The organism is Cytophaga hutchinsonii ATCC 33406 (assembly GCF_000014145.1).
Lineage (GTDB): Bacteria > Bacteroidota > Bacteroidia > Cytophagales > Cytophagaceae > Cytophaga > Cytophaga hutchinsonii.
The window spans coordinates 1,640,813-1,659,755 of the sequence record NC_008255.1 but is presented as its reverse complement, the minus strand read 5'-3'; the positions used below and the strand labels follow the sequence as shown (position 1 = coordinate 1,659,755).

Genomic DNA, 18,943 nt, shown 5'->3' with positions numbered 1-18,943 from the left:
AACTACTACGCTTCTACTGTTTCATCTAATTTACGCGGTGCAAATTTTGCAGCCACTTCTGCCATCGCCCTGATGTGATCCGGTGTACTGCCGCAGCAGCCACCCAGAATGTTTACCAATCCTTCTTCAAGGAAAACGGTTATCTGCTCTGCCATCTGGGCAGGTGTTTCATCGTATTGTCCGAACTCATTTGGTAAGCCGGCATTTGGATATGCACTTACAAAAAATGGAGCTTCTTTTGCAAGTACCTGTAAATACGGACGTAATTCTTTTGCACCTAATGCACAGTTTAAACCAACGGATAATAAAGGGCCGTGTGAAACTGAAATTAAAAATGCTTCTGTTGTTTGCCCGGAAAGTGTTCTTCCGCTGGCATCGGTGATTGTTGCCGAAACCATTACGGGAACTTCGTTGCCGGTTTCTTCAAACAATTCCATGATCGCGTAGATTGCCGCCTTAGAATTTAAGGTATCAAAGATCGTTTCAATCAATAACAGATCGGCCCCACCTTCAAGCAAGGCAATAGCCTGGTCTTTATACGCTTTCGCTAACTCATCAAAGGTTACCGCTCTGTAACCCGGATCATTTACATCAGGAGAAATAGATGCGGTACGGTTTGTTGGCCCGATTGCTCCGGCTACATAGCGCTGCGGCGAAGACGGATTCTTTTTCATAAATTCATCAACGGCTTCACGTGCTATTTTTGCACCGTAGTAATTGATGTCATAGACCATATGTTCCAGACGGTAATCTGCCTGTGCAATGGTTGTACCGCTGAACGTATTTGTTTCAATAATATCCGCACCGGCTGCCAGATATTCGGTATGAATTGCCTTGATCACATCCGGCCGCGTAAAACTTAATAAATCATTATTACCTTTTAACGGGTGATCGTGATTTTTTAATTTATCGTTTCTGAAATCTTCTTCTTCTAATGTGTAACGTTGAATCATGGTGCCCATTGCACCATCCAGAATCAGAATTCTTTTGGCTAATTCGCCGCGTATATCTGCCTTGGTCATAAATTATTCCTTTCTTCTAAGAGCCTCAAATACAAACCTACACACTTGCAGGCGCAAAGACAACTAATTACCTGAAACTTACAGTCTGGAAGCGTAACAAAAGGAACGCGATAATAATTTCAAATACATAACATTCAATATATTACAGAAATGATTATACTTCGATCGTGGACAAATAACCGCTTTCCAAAGCATTCAGTATCCTGTATGCTTATTAGTACAAAGACCGTAAATAGCTTTTAAAAGCCGTGGCAACTGTGTATTTTTGATGTAACGAACGAATACCTAAACATTACTACGTGAAATTAGCTGCAGTTGATATTGGCTCCAATGCCATTCGTTTTCAAGTAAGCAAAATCTTGGAATACAACGGAATGATTATGTTCAAAAAAATGGAGTATGTACGTTTCCCGTTGCGTTTGGGTGAAGATGTATTTCGTTTGGGAATGATTTCTGCGGAAAAGGAAATGAAGTTTATCAAACTCATTCAAACCTTTAAAAATCTATTCGAATTATACGAAGTTGACGACTACATGATCTCAGCAACTTCCGCCATGCGGGAATCTAAAAACGGCAGAGATATCGTTTTAAAAGTAAAAGGTCTGGTTGGCGTAGATATCGATATTATTGACGGAGACAAAGAAGCGGAACTCATCAATACCGTTTTACATAATGAACTTGATGATAACAGCTATATCCATATTGACGTGGGTGGCGGTAGTACAGAACTGAACCTGTTTGTAAACAGAAAAAAAATTGCCGCACGTTCTTTTAAGATTGGTTCCGTAAGAAGATTACAGGGGCTGGATGCACCGGAAGAATGGGAGTCAATGAAACAATGGGTAAAAGACAATATTGATAAACTTCCTAAACCTGTTACAGCTATTGGTACAGGCGGTAACATCGGTAAAATTTTTGAATTAGGTACGACGGAAAAATCTAAAAAAGACAAGCGCATGATCTCGCTTAAAAAGATCGAGGAAGTACAGCACAACATTTCTCAATACAGCTACGAAGACCGTATCAATGTATTAATGCTGAACAGTGACCGTGCCGATGTCATCATTCCTGCATCAGAAATCTATACGAGTGTAATGGAATTCGCAAAAGCTAAAAACATGCTGGTACCGGAAGTAGGTTTGAAGGATGGTTTAATGCTGATGCTGTATGAAAGAAACAAACACCTGCACATTACCGATTTAGACAGTATCCGAAACGTAAACAAATATCAGAAATAGTATTTATGGAAATGAATGAAGAAGGCACAACATCAGAAGGAAAAAATATAGAGCTTTTTATTGGTGTGCTTATTGCTGTTTTTGCAGCAATTTTATCCATCAATGATTTAGGCGGCGGCAGATACGGAGACGATGAAATGATCGCACATAAAGAAAGTGCCGCTATGTATGAATGGTCTCAAGCCAAAAGTATCAAATCTATTTTGTGTCAGAATCAACTGCAATCGCTAACAACATTAGAAGTAACAAATACAATAAAAGAGGGGCATGAAAAGATTGTTGATTCTATTAAAAATTCTCAATCTAAAGACATTGCCAGATATAAAAAAGAAATGGATGAAATCAGAAATGGTTCTGCAAACATTGATAAAAAAGATTGGGTAATCAAAGATGAAAAAACAGGTGCTTTAGGAAACGTGACCGGAGCAGCCGAATGGAAAGCTGAAGCCGAAAAACTAGGTGAAGCCGGAGATAAATTTGATCTTGCGAGTTTGTTTTTACAGATCTGCATTGTATTTGGCGCGATCAGTTTAGTGATACAAAAAACATCTACCCGTAAAATGTTTCTTTATTTAATGATTGGAATGGGTATTGTTGGAACGTATTTTATGATTCATGCCTATTCAATTGCAATGGGGTAACGTTATAAGTAATGTATTTTAAGTGTTAAGAGCGGCTGTTGATGTATAATTAACGGCCGCTTTATTTTTAATCCTAAATTAGAGTGGCTATGAAAAATATATTGTTTCTTTTATTCCTTTCAGCAACACCGTGTCTGAAACAGAAATACTTCAAAACGGTTATTCTAAAGTAGCTGTTAACCCACGTGTTTATTCAAACAAATCACTGTTTGACACATCAATATTAAAACAAGTGGATACTTCTGTTATGTATGAAGAATACGCGGTATACGATGATGATAGCAAATCTGTTCAGATACTTGCCAGACATGATCATCAACATGCTGATACATACTATGGTTCTTACCGCTTTTATAATAATGGATGTTTTAATTATTTTACACTGAACAGAATGGATACTATATTAACAGCTGATATGTTCAATCCGGATATAAAAGGATATGGTGGTGTATATTACAAACAAAAAGACAATATAAAGATATGATTACCCGCACCAATGGTGCGGGTAATCATGGGAAAATCACCGAAACACTCATATTTAAAGGTGATACGTTGTTTGTACTTTTTGTAACGCAAATAAACAACGGATCTTTATAAAACGAGAAATTCAGCCGTATTATTAGAGCACCAGGCAAAATGGTAATCCACAGTTTCATAAACATTCAATAAATCTTTTATATTTGTTCTATCACCTTCTAACATTACTTATGTATTCACGCATTGTTTTTTCATTTTTCTCCATCGGTTTCTTTTTAAGTTGTCAGCCGGATAATCCAGAAGAAGTAGTTCGGGTACAAAGCACCTTAGAAATCTTTTCGCTTGATTCAGGCACACGGCAAATCATTTATCAGGCAGACGAAAACGTTGAAGCACCGAACTGGTCGCGCAGCGATAGCTTTCTTCTTTTCAACATGAAAGGTGAAATATACCGTATTCCAACTACTGGCGGCACGCCGGTTAAAGTAAACACGGGCTTTGCGACACATTGTAATAACGATCACGGAATTTCTCCTGACAACAAACAATTAGTTGTTAGTCATCACGAAAAAGAAAGCGGTAAATCCATGATCTATACCATGCCGATCGGTGGCGGTGAACCGAAGCTGATCACACCGAACGCGCCTTCCTACTGGCACGGCTGGTCTCCGGATGGAAATACACTAGCTTATTGTGCAGAACGCAACGGCGAATTCGATATCTATACCATTCCTGCTAATGGCGGTACAGAACAACGACTGACAGATGCAGCAGGCCTGGATGATGGCCCGGATTATACCGCGGACGGAACATATATTTATTTCAATTCCGTTCGTACAGGAAAAATGAAAATCTGGAGAATGAAACCGGATGGTTCCGAACAGGAACAGGTGACATTTGATGATTACAATGATTGGTTCGCACACCCATCACCGGATGGGAAATACATTGTGTTTGTATCCTATGAACCCGAAGTCGAAGGACACCCGGCCAATAAAAATGTCACGTTACGCTTAATGCCCATGCAAGGCGGCGAACCAAGAGTGATCGCTAAACTTTTCGGCGGACAAGGTACGATCAATGTTCCGTCGTGGTCGCCCGACAGCAAACGATTTGCTTTTGTGAGTTATAAAATCCTCCCCTGATATGAACCAAAGAGATGTTATCCTTGATTGTGAAAAGAAATTATTAACTGCCATTCAGAATAATGATGTAGAATCATTAGAGGTATTACTGCACGATGATCTGCTTTTCATTATTCCATCAGGAGAAACCGTTACAAAAGAAACAGATATCGCAGCTTACAGTTCCGGAAAAATCGCGTTACGCGCTGTAGTACCGAGTGATTATATCATCCGGATCATACACGATACCGTTGTTGTTTCTGTGAACATTGAAATAAAAGGCGAATACATGGAACATACGCTCGACAATACATTCCGGTATCTCAGAGTATGGAAACTATTTGACGGAAACTGGAAAGTAATTGCCGGCAGCTGTACAGCTATTGGTTAAGGGAAAAAATATTTTTATTTTAGACAGTATATATACATATACCTTTTTAACAGGTAATTTTAAAACGAACCTTTAATATGAAAAACATCTTTACCCCTGAAGTTACAACCGAAGTGATAGCACGCATCAACACACTAAGCCCGGAATCAAAGGCAGGATGGGGAAAAATGAGCATCAATCAAATGCTGGCGCATTGTAATGTTGCCTATGAACTGGTATATGAAGACAAACATCCAAAACCAAACGTATTAATGAAATTCATTATCAAACTGGTTGCAAAAGATCTGGTTGTGAATGAAAAACCATATAAAAAAGGTGCAATGACTTCTCCGGCATTTCTTATCAAAGATGAACGGAACTTTGAAAAAGAAAAAATACGTTTGATCGACCATATTATAAAAACACAGCAGCTGGGCGAATCATACTTTGATAACAAAGAATCCCATTCATTTGGTGTGCTTACAAAAGGAGAATGGAACAACATGTTCTACAAACACCTGGATCATCATCTCAACCAATTTGGTGCGTAATTCAATTCTGTTTACAATTTTAAACCAACAGGTAGTATGAAGGTAAACGAAAAAAAACCTGAAACGATAGACGCATACATTTCAGTTTTTCCGGAGCATACTCAAAAGCTGCTTCAGCAAATGCGGACAACGATTAAAAAGGCTGCACCAAAAGCGGAAGAAGTAATCAGCTATGGAATGCCGGCATTTAAACTGCACAGTGTATTAGTCTATTTTGCCGGATATAAAAATCACATTGGCTTCTACCCTACTCCATCCGGAATCAAATTGTTCAGCGATGAATGCGCAGATTATAAAACGTCTAAAGGTGCTGTACAATTTCCGCTGGATAAACCACTACCGGTTAAACTCATCAAAGAAATTACACTATTCAGGGTAAAAGAAGACAAAACAAACGCTGCGATAAAAGCAGCAAAAAAAAACACTCCGAAAAAGAAAACAGTTTCTTCAAAAAAGAAATTATAGCAGCTTAAAAAGCTGCTGTTTCTAAACATTAACATATTCTTTATTTTACATCATCTCTTATTGAATTAGTATGGATTTAAAACTGTCAGATAAAGTAGCTTTTGTAAGTGGCTCTACCGCAGGTATTGGCTTTGCAATTGCTAAAAGACTTCTTATGGAAGGAGCTCAGGTTATTATTAATGGAAGAACACAGCACAATATTGATGAGGCCATCCGCGAACTAAAATCAGCTGTGCCAAAGGCAAAAATATCCGGTATTGCTGCTGACTTTTCAAACGTGGATGAGGTAAACAAACTCATACAAGCACTCCCCGACATAGATATACTTATTAATAATGCCGGCATCTTTGAACCCAAAGCATTCGTAGAAATTCCGGATGAAGACTGGTTTCGCTTCTTTGAAGTAAATGTAATGAGTGGTATCCGCCTGTCCAGACATTTCTTTCCAAACATGCTGAAAAAGAATTGGGGCAGAATCATTTTTATATCCAGCGAATCTGCTGTATTTATTCCGGATGAAATGATACATTACGGCATGACAAAAACAGCACAACTTGCTGTAAGCAGAGGGTTAGCAGAACTCACCAAGGGCTCAAATGTTACTGTAAATTCAATTTTACCTGGCCCTACCAAATCTAAAGGTGTAGGTACGTTTATTGAAGATCTGTCAAAAGCAAACAATATCAGTATTGAAGAAGTTGAAAAAGATTTCTTTAAAAATATGCGTCCTACGTCCCTTCTTCAGCGTTTTGCATCTGTTGAAGAAGTCGCAGATACAGTTGCCTATTACGTAAGTCCGCTTGCTTCAGCCACAAATGGTGCTTCCATACGTGTAGAAGGGGGCTTAGTCCGTTCCATTCTATAAAATCATTTCATGTAACTTTTAAGTTACCTATATTTATATAACTTAAAAGTACAAATGATAAAAAACAACATCAAGCACACCTGGTATTTTGGCCATCCGCAACAGCTGGTATGGGATTATCTGACCAAACCGGAATTGCTTTCGCAATGGCTGATGGAAAGCGATTTTCAGCCGGTTGCAGGACATACATTTATGTTTAATACAAAACCTAAAGTAAAAGTCGGATTTGATGGTTTGATCTATTGTCAGGTTTTAAAGGTGCAACCTGATCATGAATAAAGACTGGGGTAAAATCAAAGCAAGGCTTGATGTACTATTAGACAAACAATACAATGACCCAATAGACACCTGATATTTTTCAGGTAATCGCTGACCCGAACAGAAGGTACATGCTTGAATTACTTACTGAAAAGAATTTATCCATTAACCGTTGGCAGAAAAATTTGACATAAGCAGGCCTGCGCTGTATCCAGGCATGTAAAAGCCTTGTATGCGGCAGGCTTTATCAGTATTGAAGATATTGGCAGAGAAAGAGTTTGTATACTGAATCAGGACGGTTTTACTCATCTGCAGGAATGGATCAGTAATTTTGATGGATTCTGGAAAACAAAACTTAAAAACCTGGAAACGTTACTGAATAAAAAGAAATAAGGTATTATCCATTGTTCTATATATTTACATACTGTCCCATATGAAAAACACATTCATAACAATTATTTTTTCAATTCTTACAACAGTTTTTTCAATACATTCATACGCAGAAACCCATACACAAAAAGATTCAATCGAAACATGTTCCGTTGCAACATCGTTCTTTGATTGGTATTTAAATTCAATAAAAGGGCGTTCATTTTCTGCGTATAAGCCAGCATTTATTCAAGCGCCAAACGGAACTACCACCTTAGATTTTTCAGGTTATATCAGCAATCTTAAGCAACATCATTTTTCTGACTCTTTGCTTAATGTGGAAAAAAACGCGTATCAGCCATGTATTTCTAACCTGTCCAAAATTAAGTATCAGGATTTTATTGCATATACAGACTTAGATCAGTTTGAGGCAATAAACTGCGACTTTGAAAATGTCTACAAGTGGCTCCATACACAGGAAGCACCGGATGTAACGGCAGTAAAATCTATCCGGTTTATTACCCAGGAAAATGCCGTAGTAACAATAATGTTGGGTAGTTATATTTCCAAAGACAAAACGTATTCGTATTACAGTTCTTTACTTGTTTATATGAAAAAGATAAACAATACCTGGTTAATCAATGGCATTCGATAATTTTTATTATTGTGTTTTATATGAAAAAAAATATTCTGATTATTTTTTATATCAATGCATTCTTTTATGGATGTGTAGAAAAACAAAATCTTCCGTTACAGAACAACAACCTGATTCAAGCGCCATACATACAATCAGTACCTTACCCGACACAAATCAATATCTGTATGATTTCTTAAAAATGGTACTAGCAGATCAAAAACTACAATACAGTTATGGCCTATCTCAAGAAGTTAAAAATTGTTTATATGTTGAAAGTGATGAAGTATATCTATCAAGGTTTATTATAACTCCACCTCAAACAAACCCGTATGATCAGAACCCATCCGGTGTTGATTCCACTAAACTAATTTACAATACAGATTCATCCGTATCCGTTAACATATCAGCTCAGTTAATTTTGAATACCTTAACATTACTTCCAAATCATGCGTGTCTAAAAAAAAGTGATATAACATACATGATGGCTGAAAAAAGCAGACTGCATAATTTAAAATGGAACAATCAGAAAACAGGTTTTAGTCTTACTAATAAAAATAACTGGTACACTTTCTCTTTGCCTTATTTTTCAAAAGATAAAAAGAAAGCATTTATATGCATCCAATCATTATGTCCAGGACTTTGCGGAAGCGGAGATGTATTGTTGTATCAATTTAAAAATAACAAGTGGACATCTCAAAAAGTTGATTCCTGGCTGCATTAACAACAGAAAAATCACTTGTCGTATATACCCGCCTATATTGTCGTTTTTGCTAATATTAAATCACTTGTATTCTATTACCTTTGAAGATAAAATTTTATCTTACAATACAAACCAACTATAATACGTATGACAAAGGATTTATGGATCAACCTTCCGGTTAAAAACGTTATTAAATCACGTGATTTTTTTACCGCTATTGGTTTTTCATTGAATGAAGGTCAGGGCAACACTGAAAAATCTGCGGCTATAAAAATCGGAAACAAAAACATTATATTAATGTTGTTTGAAGAAAATTTATTCAAACAAATCGTGCAGCATGATTTAACCGATACGAAAATATCTTCGGAAGTATTATTTTCATTTGATGCGGAAAGCGAACAGGAAGTTCGTGATATCGCTGTAAAAGTTGAAAAAGCCGGAGGTATAGTATTTTCAAGGCCTGCAGAATTTGAAGGATGGATGTATGGTTGTGCATTCTCTGATCTGGATGGACACAGATGGAATGTACTGTACATGAATTTCAGTAAAATGAATAAATAATTATTAACGTGCAGCAAAAGAAACTACTACGGACATGTAAAAACGGACATCAGTATTATAAAAGTACTGAGTGCCCTGCTTGTCCGGTTTGCGAAGCGGCGAAATAACCAAGTGAAGTATTTCTATCAACATTAGGCGCTCCTGCCAGAAGAGCATTAGAATCAATCGGAGTAAAAACAGAAAAGCAATTGGCAGCACATACACAGGAAGAAATTCTATCGCTGCATGGCATGGGACCTGCCTCATTACCTAAACTTATAGATGCCTTAAAAAAGGCGGGCTTGTCTTTCAAATCCTAAAGACGAAACGATTAGTGAATGCCATGCAATTTTATTTTGAAGTACTATTTTGTAATGCTTCCAGGATTTTTTTATCCTTGCCGTAAATATCTTTAAAGAAATATAAATGTATGTCTCCCCGTTTCGAATAACAGGTAAAATAGGTAAGCATGACCGGTATTTTTTCTTTTAACGGAATCACATAATTCTTTTTATTACGGATTATCTTATCAATATCAGCTTGTGTAACACCCTGCTTTGAAAGAATGTGCAGCGCAAATTTCAGCGGATCCTTTAACCGGATACACCCATGGCTGAAAGAGCGCTCTTCCTGCTCAAATAAATACTTACCAGGCGTATCATGCAGGTAGATAGAATATGGATTCGGAAACATCAGCTTTACCTGGCCAAGTGAATTTTTAGGTCCGGGATTTTCTTTTATGGTAAATGGAAAATTACCGGCGGTATAATTACTGAATGAACTTGGTATGGCTACTTGTGCATTCCCTCTGAACAGATCCATATTATGTGACTGCAGATAATTCGGATTTCTTTTTAGAGAAGGCAGAATTTCTTTTACAGCAATGGAGCGTGGCACTGTCCAGTACGGATTGAATTCGATGTATGTCATCATCGCTTCAAACACAGGTGTTGAGGTATATTCTCTTCCTACAATAACCGATTCCGTATATACTACATTCTTATCTATAAAATGACGAAGCGTATAATCGGCAATATTCACCAGAATAAATTCTTTGGGAAGATCATTTGGCAGCCATCTGAAACGTTCCATGTTTACGAGGATCGCGCCCCTTACTTCTGCAGCAGTAAAATTCAGTTTGTCGATTGTTTTCTTATCGATTTTCCCGGAAGCGTGCAGTCCTACATGGGTCTGAAAAATCCGGATAGATTCCTGCAGCTGTTCATCAAAGGTATTATTCAGTGAATCAAAATTGTATTCAGAAGTAGATTGTAACCGTCTTTTTACAGATGAAATAATATAACAGGTATCCCCCAGGGTAAGCGTGCGGTCAAGGTATGGAAGCTTCTGATTATAGATAGCCTGAGAACCCAGACTATCAACAAGCCTGAGTGTTCTTCTTAGTGATTCATAGATATCATAATGCGGCCGTAAAATAGCTGGCAATGAATCCAGATTACCGGTAAAATAACGGACAAGCATGGAGTCAGAAATAATCTCTGAAGCCGAACGCTGGTAATTCCATTCCGGAAAAACACTTACCGGATCTACCTTACCATTATAGAGATGTTTTACATATAACAATACTGAACGGGAAATAACTATTTCAAGGCTCATCGCTTCCGTTACTGTAATAGGATCTTTCAGACAATCGGCATATTGTCTTTGCAATGCTGTATATTCATAATCTTCCGGATTTAATCCATCTGAAGTAGAATTTTTAAAAATATGCAACACGTCTTCTATGCGTTCTTTATATAACCAAAATGGTGTATAGTTATTGCGTGCATATAAATCTGCCAGGGAATCTGTCCTGGTTAGTGTATCTCCACGAAACAGAAATAAATCGTCTCCGGAAAAAACATGTAAAAATTTATCCTGAACCTGCGCACGTACAGAATCAAATACATCTGGCGGTATCTGGATGGGTGTAGCTGTTTTTATTTCATCTCTCCCGCTCTTAGAACAGGATGTACTGATAATCAGTAAAAAAATGACACTAAAAAAAATGCGGTTAGAATATTTCATAAAATGCTATATCATAGGTGATGTATATTCACACAACAATATAGCATTTTAACAGATTTTTTAACAAATCAACGAAAGCATTATTTTTTCAGACCTTCAATAATTTTCTTATCACTGTCATATACATCATAAAAAAAATACAGGCGGTTATCTCCTTTTTTTGTATAGCAGGTAAAATAACTGATCATGATCGGCATTTTTGTTTCCAGCGCCATAACATAATTTTTTTCCGATTGAACAATTTCATCAATGCGTTTCTCTGTTACTCCCTGCTGCGACAATAAATGATCTGCAAACTTTAAGGGATTATGCAGACGGATGCAGCCATGACTGTATGAGCGCACATCATTATCAAACAGATATTTTGCAGGCGTATCGTGCATGTAAATAGAATACGGGTTGGGGAATGAAAACTTTACCTGACCCAATGAGTTTTTAGGACCGGGTTTTTCTTTTATTGTAAACGGAAAATAGCTGTCTGAATACCCGGCAAAAGAAGGCGGAGATGCAATTTCTTTATCTCCTTCCATTAAAAACATGTTATGTTTTTCTAAATATTGTGGATCTTTTTTTAAGGATGGAAGAATTTCTTTAACAGCAATTGATCTGGGCACTGTCCAGTAAGGATTAAATTCTACATTTGAAATTGTTGCCTGAAAAACAGGCGTCTGATTGAGTTGCTTTCCAACAATAACCGTTTCATTATAAATTACTTTTCCATTTTTAAAATGTGACAAGGTATAATCCGGAATGTTAACTAAAATATACTCATTCGGTAGCTCATTTGAAAACCACCGGCAGCGCTCCATATTAGCACGTATCGTATTACGGATCTGTGCAGGCGTATAGTTTAATTTAGCCAATGTTGTTTTGTCAATAACACCCGTACCATGCAATCCTACGTGTTCCTGAAAAATCTTTACTGATTGAAACAGCTGTTCATCAAAAACATTATTAAGCTCATTAAAACTATATTCGGTTGTTGCCTGTAAGCGCTTTTTCACTTCCAATATAACAAAAGAGGTATCGCCCTTTACTAATTTTTTACCGATATACGGAATTTCTTTGCTTGTAAAACCGTTTGCTTCCAGCGAGTCCGCATTTATTAATGCCGTTTGAAGCGATGCATAAAAAGCAATTTGCGGCCGGAAGCGTACAGGAATCTGATCAATATTTTTGTTGAAGTAAATAACAAGTAAAGAATCGGTAATGAGATCTTTTGATGGGCGCTGGTAGTTCCATTCCGGGTAAATGGCTACGGGATCAAGTTTACCAAAATATAAATGATTTGTATATTTATACATAGATGCTGTCAGCATCAATTCGATATCGAGGGCTTCTTCCTCATCTATTTTATTGTCTTCCTTATACGTATTGTATGTGGATTCTATTACCTTATAATTATAATCCTGCGGATTCAAACCTTCATATTGGCTTGCTTTTAATACATTAATAGCTTCTTCCACTCTGCTCTGGTTTGTCCAGAAAGGTTGGTAGGCATTTTTTTTATATAATTTAAAAACAGGACTGGTGTAATTATAAATAGAAGTCCGGGCAACAATGCCGTTACCAGTCGTATCTGCTTTTTGAATTTTCTGTATAATGAAATCTTTGTTGGATTCGAATCCATCTTTCGTGAAAACAGAAACAGGATCTTTTATAATATCGGGAACCTTAACGGCTCCCTTATCAGGTACTTTAGCTGTAGTCTTGGCAGGTGTTGATTTTTTTGAGCAGGCAACTGAAACGCCTCCCACTAGGAGTAATATAACTAAATTTTTAAGCATATACCTAAGATAATAAACTTAGTCAATGCAACCAAACTGAAGTGTTTAAATAATTGTTATCGGGATAGTAGTGAAAAATCAAGGCATTGTTTGCAACCTGCGGAGCGATCGTTGTAAAGGTCGATACCGGTAAAGCCGGACAGCCCAGGCTACGTCCCAGTCTTCCCTGTGATTTACATAACTTTTCGTCTGCATAATCCGCGGTGTGCATTACGATAGCGCGTTTACGTGCATTATCATTAAAACCTTTGTCAAGGCCATCCATGCGGATAGACAAGCCATGCTGGCCTGTATATGTTTCTGATAACATATAAAAACCAAGACTTGATTTATTTGACTCTATTTCATTTGAAAAACTCGTTGCGAAATTTTCGCCTGTATGTTTTCCATGGCATACATAGTCTGTACACACTAAAGAAGTATCTGTCAGATCAATCAGATAAAATCTTCTTTCTGTTGAAGGCTTAGAGAAATCTACCACAGCAAGATATCTGAATTTCTTATGCAAAGAATCCTGAATGGAGTTAAAGCCTTTTAGTGCATATGCATAAACAGAAGGATTCAAACCTGCAATTTTCTTTAATTGAGGTATTTCTCCGTCTTTTGCACCCTGCACAAGGGCTTCAGACTTACTAAACGGCAATAAAATTGCTACTAATGCTATAATTAATACTTTCTGGTATGTTTTCATGTATTAGCTGGTTTAGATTATATATAACAGCAATCCAATTCAGATAATTCCCTGAATACTAAAAATATGTTTTATTTTAACATTGTTAATTTGATAATAAAAACGATTTTTCTGTAACAGTTATTATAGAATTTAAATTTAATATGATTACTTATTTCAGCACTATTTTATACACATAAACCTGTTCAATCCTTCAGCTATGAGCATTAAATACCCCTTCGAAAATCCGTTTTCCGTATCGGCAGATACACTTATTAATGACTTTCAAACAAATACCCAGTCTGGTTTAACAACCAGTGAAGCAGAAAACAGAATAAAAGAATTCGGACAGAATATTTATCAGGTTCAGAAACAAAAAAGTATCTGGCTGATGCTGTTATTACAGTTTAAAAGTCCGATCGTTTATCTGCTTCTTGCTGCGGCAGCTGTTTCTTTATACTTTAAAGATGTTATTGAAACTGCTGCAATCCTTGTCGTAATTGTGGTTAATGCCATCATCGGTTTTTTAATGGAGCTTCAGGCACGCAGTTCAATGAATGCGTTGAAAGAAATGGACGTGATCAAAACAAATGTGATCCGCGATGGAAAGAAACAAGAGATCCCTTCTGAAAATATTACACCCGGAGATATTGTATTGCTGGAAGCCGGTGATGTTGTTCCGGGCGACGGACGTATCATTGAAGCGAACCAGCTCAAATGTGATGAATCTTCTCTGACCGGTGAATCGTTACCTGCGGAAAAAAAGACCGAGGAATTACAAGCCAATACTGCGTTGGGAGATCAACACAATATGGTTTTCAAAGGTACATCGGTTGTGAATGGAAACGGCAAAGCACTTATTACTGGTATAGCCGAACATACACAGCTCGGTACTATTACGTCTCTGGTAGAAAAGTCGGAAGATAAACAAACACCCTTAGATCAAAAAATAAATGTACTAAGTAAAAAACTGATCTGGATCACACTGACAATGACTGCTATATTTGCTGCAACAGGTGTGATACAGGGCAAAGAATGGGTGTTGATTTTCGAAAGCTCTATAGCCCTTGCGGTGGCAGCTTTCCCGGAAGGACTTCCGATTGTTGCCACCATTGCGCTTTCGCATGGCATGCTCCTTATGGCTAAGAGGAATGCAATCGTAAAAAAACTTTCTGCCGTGGAAACGCTTGGCGGTACACGCGTGATTCTGACAGATAAAACAGGCACACTTACTGAAAATAAAATTTATGTAGAAACCTTTTCTTTCCCGGAAGAAAAAATAGCGGTAAAGATTAACAATAACACCGTAAACTACCCGGATAAACAGATAGAAAAGAGCAAAGAGAATTTTGAAAAAATGCGCCTGGTGGGTGCGTTGTGTAACAATGCTCCCCTTGAGCAGCAGGAACAGAAAGACGATCAGAAACCTGCTGCGGGCGACCCGATTGACATTGCACTGATTTTGCTGGCAAATGTTTCAGGAACATCTGCAAAAGACTTACAAGGGCAATTTGAACGTATTGGCGAAGTGCCTTTTAATTCTGATATCAAGATTATGGGAACGCTGCATAATTCTCCAAACGGGAAATTTGTAGCTGCTAAAGGTTCGGTAGAACATCTGTTAAACAACTGCAGCAAAATTCAATATGGCAGCGAAATTAAAGATCTGAATGATGAACAGAAAAAAGGCATTCTGGATGAATCTGAAAAAATGGCGGCAGACGGACTGCGTGTTATAGCGTTTGCTTATCGGGAAGGTCAGGATATCAATACAGACAATTATTTATCGGAACTCATCCACGTAGGTATGATCGGGTTTCTGGACCCGCCGCGTATGGACATTAAAGATGCTATTTTGCGTTGCAGAAATGCGGGCATACGCATTGTTATGATCACTGGTGACCACCCGATGACAGCCTTAAATATTGCAAAAAAAATCGGACTGGTAGATGAAAATGAACAGCATGTAATTATCGGCCAGGATCTGCCGGAGGCAGAAGCGGTAACAGATGAATGGAGAGAGAAAATTCTTGCGACTTCTGTTTTTGCACGTACTACACCAAAACAAAAGCTGGAGATTGTTGAAGCCTTTCAAAAAGCCGGAAATATTGTTGCCATGACCGGTGATGGCATAAACGATGCGCCGGCGCTGAAAAAAGCAGACATTGGTATTGCTATGGGACTGCGCGGCACACAGGTTGCAAAAGAAACAGCAGGCATTGTATTGAAGGATGATTCCTTTACATCGATAGCTGAAGCAGTAGCACATGGCAGAGAAATTTTTGACAACATTAAAAAATTTATTGTGTATTTATTCTCCTGCAATTTAAGCGAGATCTTTATTGTAACCATACTTGGTTTTATTACACCGCTCTCTACCTTGTTACCGCTACAGATTTTATTCCTGAACATGGTAACCGATGTGTTTCCTGCCCTTGCATTAGGCGTAGGCAAAGGCGATGAGAAAGTAATGGAAAAACAACCGCGGGATGCAAAAGAAAATATACTTACCAATAAAGACTGGATAAGAATTGCATTGTACTCCTTACTTATTTCTGTATCGGTTATCATTTCTGTGTTATATTGCAATCACATTATTGAATCAGACCATAAAATTGCTAACAATGCTGCATTCCTTACATTAGCCTTTTCACAACTTTTCCATGTATTAAACATGTCGTCCTTCAGTTCAAAAATGTTCCTGAACGATATAACAAAAAATATATTTGTGTGGCTGGCAATTTTATTATGTGCAGGTATTATGATCACGGTATATGCAATCCCGTATACACGCCTTATACTGGGTCTTGAACTGTTACCAGCAGAAGCTGTAGTCGTTTCAATCGCATGTAGTTTCATTCCGGTGGTAGTAGTTCAAACATATAAACTATTCTACAAAATCACTAAAAGCAAAAAATAATTTGCGGTTTCTATAAAAAAGAGCGTCTTGCTGATCAGCAGAACGCTCTTTTTTTATATAGAAATTAAATAATTCTTAGAACAATTTCACTTTAAGTACTTTCTTTTTATCCAGATAATAAAAATCTTTGTGTACGTTCACAATCGGTTCACCTTGTGTAGGAATATTCTTTACATATACATCATCTGATGTTAAGGTATATGAGTTTACATTGTCCAGTAAATTCAGATTCAATATTTCCAGTGCAATCTGTTTAGACAATTTATCTTCTATTAAAAACAGCGATTCAATACGTCTGTCAAAGCTTCGTACCATCATATCCGCGCTGCCGCCGTATACTTTCGGATCGCCTTCGTTATGGAAATAATACAGACGATTATGTTCAAGCAAATCTCCAACAATTGAACGTACGGAGATATTTTCACTTAAGCCTTCTTTACCAGGGCGCAGACAGCACATACCACGAACGATCAATTTGATCGGCACACCCGCCTGTGACGCTACATACAACGCATCAATGGCATCTTTATCCTGCAGGGAGTTGATTTTAATTACGATCCCGCTTGATTTACCATTGCGTGCATTTTCTGCTTCGTGATCAATCAGTTCAATTAATTTACGGCGCATATCTCCCGGCGCCGTAATAATATTTTGATAATCACCCGGCTCTGAGTGGCCTGTAATTACATTGAAGAATTCACTGATATCCTGGGCATACACTTCGTTTGTACTTAACAAACTGATATCGGTATATAAACGTGCCGTATCTTCGTTGTAATTACCGCTCGACATATGTACATAACGTGTAATTGATTCGTTGGAATTTTTACGAACAATCAGCATCAGTTTTGTATGTGTTTTGTATTTATTGAAACCATAAATTACAAAACAGCCAGCCTTTTGTAAACGCTGTGCTTCTTTAATATTATTCTCTTCATCAAAACGTGCCGTTACTTCAAACAATACAGAAACGTGCTTGCCGTTTTCTGCCGCTTTTAACAAGGCATTCGTAATACGCGAATGTTTCGCTAAACGGTAAATGGTAATTTTAATCGCCAATACACCGGAATCTTCTGCAGCTTGCTCCAGCAATTCCAATACGTATTTAAAATCATTGAACGGGTGATGCAATAAAACATCGTTCTTCTGCAGATATTTTAACAGATTAAATGATTCATCGCCTGTGGGAACCGCAAGTGCTAAAGGCTGTACAGGCGGAGACAATTTATTCTGATAGTTTTTAAATTCCGGATGATTTACAATTTGCCACAGACAGGTAAAATCCATTAGTGTTGGCGTTATAAAAATATTGCTTTCATCAATGTGATAACGGCCAAGTAAAATCTTCATCATCCAGGATGAATAATGCTCTTCTACTTCTATACGGACAACACGTGCTGTTTTCCGTGTCTTGATTTTCTTTTTTATTTCATCAATAAATGCTTCATCAATATCATCACTTTCTTCAACAGAAAAATCTCCGTTTCGTGTAATACGGAAAAGATTTACGGATAAGATCTCTACGTTTCTGAACAATTTAAAAATGTTCCAGCGAACAATTTCCTGAATCGGTATGAACAGAATCTTATCGTCGCGTTCAATTTCAAAAAACCGCGGAATGTTGGTCGGAAGCTGGATCAGCGTTAATCGTCTTTGCTCACCAATAATGTTGCGGTTGATGGTTACGACACCAAACACCAGCAATTTATTCATCATGATCGGAAACGAATGATGGTTATCATACGTCATCGGGGTAAGCATGGGGAAAATTGTCTTTTTGAAATACGTTTTTACCGTTTCATTTTCTTCTTTTGACAATTCATCTTCTTTTGAAACAATTGTAAAATCATTCTTTTCGAATTCAGGTTTCAATTGATCTGTAAAAACAGCAAGCTGATCTTTACAGAAATCCTGTAATTCCTGAAACAATACTTTTTTAAATGCTATTTCACGCAAACCTGAATAGTCAATGCGTTCTCTATCGTAATCTAAATAGTTATACAAACTTCCGACACGGATCTGAAAAAACTCATCTAAGTTTGATGACGTAATCGCCAGAAATTTCAGGCGATCAAAAATATTCCGTTGTTCATTTTTACTTTGATCTAAAACCCGGTAATTAAATTTTATCCAACTTAAATCGCGACTTATATAATTAGTAGAGACTTGTGTCCCTTTGGCATTTATAGAATCTTTAATAACCATACATGTAGAATTACACTGCTAAATAAAACGAAAAAAGGGGTTTATTCAACCCCTTTCACATTATTTTTATAATATT

At 37.3% G+C, this 18,943-nt stretch carries 19 protein-coding genes; 14 read left to right on the top strand and 5 right to left on the bottom strand.

Translation table 11 applies throughout. The features are described from left to right. Nucleotides 1–5: 5 nt before the first annotated feature. A complete protein-coding gene (locus tag CHU_RS06975; RefSeq protein ID WP_011584819.1) occupies nt 6–1,022 on the bottom strand; it encodes a homocysteine S-methyltransferase family protein in 1,017 nt (338 codons plus the stop codon). Between the two features lie 299 nt (nt 1,023–1,321). On the opposite strand from CHU_RS06975, the gene CHU_RS06970 reads away from it, so the two are divergent. From CHU_RS06970 to CHU_RS06910, 13 genes are all read left to right on the top strand, one after another. Then, the gene (locus CHU_RS06970; protein WP_011584818.1) at nt 1,322–2,260 is read left to right on the top strand and encodes a Ppx/GppA phosphatase family protein; all 939 of its coding nucleotides are present in this window, start codon (nt 1,322–1,324) and stop codon (nt 2,258–2,260) included. A gap of 5 nt (nt 2,261–2,265) precedes the next feature. Then, nucleotides 2,266–2,901 (top strand): DUF4337 domain-containing protein, encoded by a 636-nt coding sequence (locus tag CHU_RS06965; RefSeq protein WP_049755493.1) that lies wholly within the window; start codon nt 2,266–2,268, stop codon nt 2,899–2,901. Nucleotides 2,902–3,031: 130 nt separating this feature from the next. Next, nucleotides 3,032–3,385 carry a hypothetical protein gene (locus CHU_RS06960; protein ID WP_011584816.1) on the top strand — a complete coding sequence of 118 codons (354 nt, stop codon included), beginning with the start codon at nt 3,032–3,034 and terminating at the stop codon, nt 3,383–3,385. Nucleotides 3,386–3,608: 223 nt separating this feature from the next. Further along, nucleotides 3,609–4,523 carry a TolB family protein gene (locus tag CHU_RS06955; RefSeq protein ID WP_041932246.1) on the top strand — a complete coding sequence of 305 codons (915 nt, stop codon included), beginning with the start codon at nt 3,609–3,611 and terminating at the stop codon, nt 4,521–4,523. Nucleotide 4,524: 1 nt separating this feature from the next. Next, the gene (locus tag CHU_RS06950; protein ID WP_011584814.1) at nt 4,525–4,893 is read left to right on the top strand and encodes a nuclear transport factor 2 family protein; all 369 of its coding nucleotides are present in this window, start codon (nt 4,525–4,527) and stop codon (nt 4,891–4,893) included. Nucleotides 4,894–4,970: 77 nt separating this feature from the next. Next, nucleotides 4,971–5,423, top strand: a complete 453-nt coding sequence (locus CHU_RS06945) for a DUF1569 domain-containing protein (protein WP_011584813.1) — start codon at nt 4,971–4,973, stop codon at nt 5,421–5,423. A 36-nt stretch (nt 5,424–5,459) separates the two neighbouring features. Beyond that, entirely contained in the window at nt 5,460–5,888 is a 429-nt protein-coding gene (locus tag CHU_RS06940) for an iron chaperone (protein ID WP_011584812.1), read from the top strand. Nucleotides 5,889–5,958: 70 nt separating this feature from the next. After that, nucleotides 5,959–6,753, top strand: coding sequence for an SDR family NAD(P)-dependent oxidoreductase (locus CHU_RS06935; protein WP_011584811.1), 795 nt, complete (start codon nt 5,959–5,961; stop codon nt 6,751–6,753). A gap of 54 nt (nt 6,754–6,807) precedes the next feature. After that, complete coding sequence (locus CHU_RS06930; protein ID WP_011584810.1) at nt 6,808–7,032, top strand: SRPBCC family protein; 225 nt, start codon at nt 6,808–6,810, stop codon at nt 7,030–7,032. 207 nt (nt 7,033–7,239) lie between these two features. After that, nucleotides 7,240–7,404, top strand: coding sequence for a hypothetical protein (locus tag CHU_RS19655; protein WP_011584809.1), 165 nt, complete (start codon nt 7,240–7,242; stop codon nt 7,402–7,404). Between the two features lie 40 nt (nt 7,405–7,444). After that, entirely contained in the window at nt 7,445–8,035 is a 591-nt protein-coding gene (locus CHU_RS06920; RefSeq protein WP_011584808.1) for a hypothetical protein, read from the top strand. Further along, nucleotides 8,022–8,738, top strand: a complete 717-nt coding sequence (locus CHU_RS06915; protein WP_011584807.1) for a hypothetical protein — start codon at nt 8,022–8,024, stop codon at nt 8,736–8,738. Before CHU_RS06920 ends, CHU_RS06915 begins: the two co-directional genes overlap by 14 nt. A gap of 126 nt (nt 8,739–8,864) precedes the next feature. Next, nucleotides 8,865–9,278: a VOC family protein gene (locus CHU_RS06910; protein ID WP_011584806.1), complete on the top strand. Its 414-nt coding sequence runs from the start codon at nt 8,865–8,867 to the stop codon at nt 9,276–9,278. A gap of 330 nt (nt 9,279–9,608) precedes the next feature. Here the strand turns inward: CHU_RS06910 and CHU_RS06905 are convergent, their stop codons facing one another. The 3 genes from CHU_RS06905 to CHU_RS06895 form a co-directional block, all read right to left on the bottom strand. After that, on the bottom strand, nt 9,609–11,285 hold the full coding sequence (locus CHU_RS06905) for a L,D-transpeptidase family protein (RefSeq protein WP_011584804.1): 1,677 nt from the start codon (nt 11,283–11,285) through the stop codon (nt 9,609–9,611). An 80-nt stretch (nt 11,286–11,365) separates the two neighbouring features. Then, a complete protein-coding gene (locus tag CHU_RS06900; RefSeq protein WP_011584803.1) occupies nt 11,366–13,072 on the bottom strand; it encodes a L,D-transpeptidase family protein in 1,707 nt (568 codons plus the stop codon). Between the two features lie 22 nt (nt 13,073–13,094). Next, complete coding sequence (locus CHU_RS06895) at nt 13,095–13,763, bottom strand: murein L,D-transpeptidase catalytic domain family protein (RefSeq protein WP_011584802.1); 669 nt, start codon at nt 13,761–13,763, stop codon at nt 13,095–13,097. A gap of 199 nt (nt 13,764–13,962) precedes the next feature. On the opposite strand from CHU_RS06895, the gene CHU_RS06890 reads away from it, so the two are divergent. Beyond that, a complete protein-coding gene (locus CHU_RS06890) occupies nt 13,963–16,662 on the top strand; it encodes a cation-translocating P-type ATPase (RefSeq protein WP_011584801.1) in 2,700 nt (899 codons plus the stop codon). 75 nt (nt 16,663–16,737) lie between these two features. Here CHU_RS06890 and ppk1 read toward each other — a convergent pair whose 3' ends face one another. Next, nucleotides 16,738–18,867, bottom strand: a complete 2,130-nt coding sequence (gene ppk1 / locus CHU_RS06885) for a polyphosphate kinase 1 (protein WP_011584800.1) — start codon at nt 18,865–18,867, stop codon at nt 16,738–16,740. Between the last annotated feature and the right edge of the window lie 76 nt (nt 18,868–18,943).